This is a genomic window from Mesorhizobium sp. M7A.F.Ca.US.002.01.1.1 (assembly GCF_004022955.1).
GTDB classification, from domain to species: domain Bacteria; phylum Pseudomonadota; class Alphaproteobacteria; order Rhizobiales; family Rhizobiaceae; genus Mesorhizobium; species Mesorhizobium ciceri.
Genome location: NZ_RZQE01000566.1, coordinates 1 through 3,372, shown reverse-complemented (window position 1 = coordinate 3,372; position 3,372 = coordinate 1). Strand labels below are relative to the sequence as shown.

Sequence of the window (3,372 nt, the reverse complement as noted above, 5' to 3'; positions counted from 1 at the left end):
GGCCAAGGCTATTCGGGTGCGGAAAAGTCGCTGCTGTGGGCAGCGATCCTGCTCTTCTTCGTCATTCGCGGCGGCAACCGCCATTCGGTCGACGCCCGTATCGGCAAAGCGTTCTGACAGGCTGATAGCGACGACGCGTCGCCCTTTGCCTTTGGCACGAAACGGATTATGAAACGGCTTCAGCCAAGCCTGCGAGCGCCGGAGCCAGCCATGACCGAAATCCTGCAGACCCCAAAGCTCGTCGTCGTCTTTGGCGGGTCAGGCTTTGTCGGCCGCCATGTCGTGCGCGCGTTGGCCAAGCGCGGTTATCGCATCAGGGTCGCCTGCCGGCGGCCCGATCTCGCCGGCCATTTGCAGCCGCTCGGCAATGTCGGCCAGATCCAGCCGGTCCAGGCCAATGTGCGCGTGCGCTGGTCGGTAGACCGCGCCGTGCAAGGCGCCGACCATGTCGTCAATCTGGTCGCCATCCTGCATGAGAGCGGCCGGCAGAAATTCTCCGCCGTGCACGAGTTCGGCGCCCGCGCAGTGGCCGAGGCCGCGCGCTCGGTCGGCGCCGGCCTGACCCACATTTCTGCGCTTGGCGCCGATCTGGACTCCGAATCAGACTACGCGCGCACCAAGGCGCTTGGCGAAAAGGCTGTGCTGGAGACGATCAAGGACGCCGTGATCTTCCGGCCGTCGATCAATTTCGGACCCGAAGACGGCTTCTTCAACCGCTTCGCCAACATGGCGCGCTATTCGCCGGTGCTGCCGCTGATCGGCGGCGGCCAGACCAAGTTTCAGCCGGTCTATGTCGGCGACGTGGCCGAAGCGGTGGCGCGCTCGGTCGACGGCAAGGTGGATGGCGGCCAGATCTATGAACTCGGCGGACCGAAGGTGCTCACCTTCAAGCAGTGTATGGAAGAGCTGCTCGACGTGATCGAGCGCAAGCGGCTGCTGGTGCCGGTTCCGTGGTGGGTGGCCAACATCCAGGCCTCGATCCTCGGTCTCCTGCCCAACCCGCTGCTGACCAAGGACCAGGTGATGCAGCTGCGCGAGCACAACATCGTTTCGGACGCCGCCAACCAGACCAACAGGACGCTTGCGGGGCTAGGCATCCAGCCGCAGTCGATCGCGACGATCCTGCCCAGCTATCTCTGGCGCTACCGCGCCGCCGGCCAGTTCCAGCAACGCAAGCCCGCGGCCTAATTCGGCGCAACTGCCTGAAGGTGTCATGTCTAACGCGGCGTGACCTGCATCGGTAGACCGCCTTGCGGCTGCGTGGTCAGTTTCTGTACCGGCCAGGGTTTCGTTTCGGCGGTGGTGTCGAAGCGGAAGCGCGACAGCATGATCGCCAGCGCGATGATCGCCTCCTGCATGGCGAAGCTGGCGCCGATGCAGACGCGTGGGCCGGCGCCAAACGGCAGATACTGGAAGCGGTCGATCTTTTCGCGATTTCCCGGGTGGAAGCGCTCCGGCAGGAAGGCATCCGGCCGGTCCCACAGTTTCCTGTGGCGATGCACGACCCAAGGCATCACCAGCACCGCGGCGTGCTTGGGGATATGAAGATCCTTCCACATTTCCGGTTCGATCGGCTCGCGGTTGATCGACGGCGCCGGCGGATAGAGCCTGAGCGCTTCGTCGAAAGCCGCGCGCGTGAACGGCATGGCATCGAGCCATTTCGTCGGATCGGGCTCGCGCGCCAGCACCTGGTCGATCTCCTGCTCGACCCGGTTGCGCTCCCACGGTGATTCAGCCAGGCAATAGAGCGTCCAGCCGAGCGCACGCGCCGTCGTCTCATGGCCGGCGCCGATGAAGGTGATGATATTGTCCTCGACCTCGGCCCGCGTCAGTCCGTCGGGTCCCTCGGCCTTGAGCAGCAGTGTCAGGAAATCCTGCGGCACGGCATCGGGATCGCGCTTGAATTTCGCTTCGCGCATCTTGACCGTGTCGGTGACGATCTTGCGGAAATAGGCCATGGTCTTGCGGCCACGGATGCGGGTCAGCCTCGGCAGCCAGTCGGGCGCACGCAACAGGTCGAGCGGATCGACGCGACCCATGGTCTCGAACAGGCGGTCGATCTCGTTGGCGAAACTGCCGGGCTCGCCTGATATCTCGCCGGAAAACAGCGTCTCGGCCAGAATGTCATAAGTGAGCAGCGTCATGTCATGGGCGATGTCAGACGTGCCGCCGTCTTCGTAACGGGTGACGAAGTCCTGCGTGCGCCTCAGCATCGGCTGGGCGAAGCCGAAGATGTGGCGCGGCGTGAACACCGGCGCCATCGCCTTGCGCGACCGCTTCCAGACCTCGCCCTCGGCGGTGAGCAGGCCGTCGCGCAGGATCGGCCGCAGGATCTTCTGGCGCACCGTCGCCATCTTGTAGTTCCTGGCGTTGTCGACCAGCACATGCCGGATCAGGGCGGGATCATTGGCGACGATCAGATGTCCGCCAACGCCGTTCGCCGAGATCCACGGCTCGTTGTAGGTATGCTCACCCCACAATTCGAGCGGGTTGCGGTAGACGATGCGGATCATCTCCAACGTCGAGGGCGGCGTCGTGCGCGGCTTCGGCGCCGGGGGAATGAAGGGGGCGGGCTGGATGTCCATGCTGTGCTCCGCTGATGACCCAATGTAGTGGGCCGCAAAGCAGGCGTCCATGTGACCGAACGGCAAGGCCCTACTCTCCGGAATGTGACCGGTTACCGCGAGGTGCCTTCTTGTTGCCCCGAGCGGCATGCCCTAGGTGGCAGTCACCAATGGATACCGCCACCGCAGGAGCCCAGCTTGAAGCACCAGTTGAACATCATCATCGGCAGCACGCGGCCAGGTCGCGCCGGACCGATTTTTGCCGAGTGGCTGGAGAGGTTCGCGCGCGAGCACGGGAAATTCGAGCCTGTACTGACCGACATCGATGCGTTCAAGCTTCCGGTGCTGGACGAACCGCACCATCCAAGGCTTGGCAACTACCAGAACGATCATACCAAAGCCTGGTCCAAGGCGATCGATGCCGCCGATGCCTTCGTCTTCGTGGCGCCGGAATACAATTATTTCGTGGCGCCGGCGATCGTCAACGCGATCGACTATCTCTCGCGCGAATGGAAGTACAAGGCAGCCGCCATTTTCAGCTATGGCGGCGTCTCCGGCGGCCTGCGCGCGGCGCAAGCGCTGAAGCCGCTGCTGACCTCGGTAGGTGTCATGCCGATCCCGGAAGGCGTCGCGCTGCCGATGTACCAGAAACTGCTCGACGAAAATGGCGCTTTCAACGCCAGCGAACAGGTGCAGGGCGGAGCCAAAACCATGCTCGACGAGCTGCTGCGCTGGAGCGAGGCTTTGAAGCCGATGCGGGCAGGCTGAAAACGCTGGTCTTCCGCAAAAACCCCCGGTTTGCTGCCAT

At 63.8% G+C, this 3,372-nt stretch carries 3 protein-coding genes and 1 pseudogene; 3 read left to right on the top strand and 1 reads right to left on the bottom strand.

The window, feature by feature from the left end:
* Both EN932_RS39240 and EN932_RS32000 read left to right on the top strand, forming a co-directional pair.
* Nucleotides 1-117, top strand: a pseudogene (locus tag EN932_RS39240) (DoxX family protein); the annotation flags it as partial.
* 93 nt (nucleotides 118-210) lie between these two features.
* A complete protein-coding gene (locus tag EN932_RS32000) occupies nucleotides 211-1,188 on the top strand; it encodes a complex I NDUFA9 subunit family protein (RefSeq protein WP_024501904.1) in 978 nt (325 codons plus the stop codon).
* 29 nt (nucleotides 1,189-1,217) lie between these two features.
* On the opposite strand, the gene EN932_RS31995 is transcribed toward EN932_RS32000, so the two are convergent.
* Nucleotides 1,218-2,585, bottom strand: coding sequence for a cytochrome P450 (locus EN932_RS31995; protein ID WP_013528196.1), 1,368 nt, complete (start codon nucleotides 2,583-2,585; stop codon nucleotides 1,218-1,220).
* A gap of 177 nt (nucleotides 2,586-2,762) precedes the next feature.
* On the opposite strand from EN932_RS31995, the gene EN932_RS31990 reads away from it, so the two are divergent.
* On the top strand, nucleotides 2,763-3,332 hold the full coding sequence (locus EN932_RS31990) for an NADPH-dependent FMN reductase (RefSeq protein ID WP_024501906.1): 570 nt from the start codon (nucleotides 2,763-2,765) through the stop codon (nucleotides 3,330-3,332).
* Nucleotides 3,333-3,372: the final 40 nt, after the last annotated feature.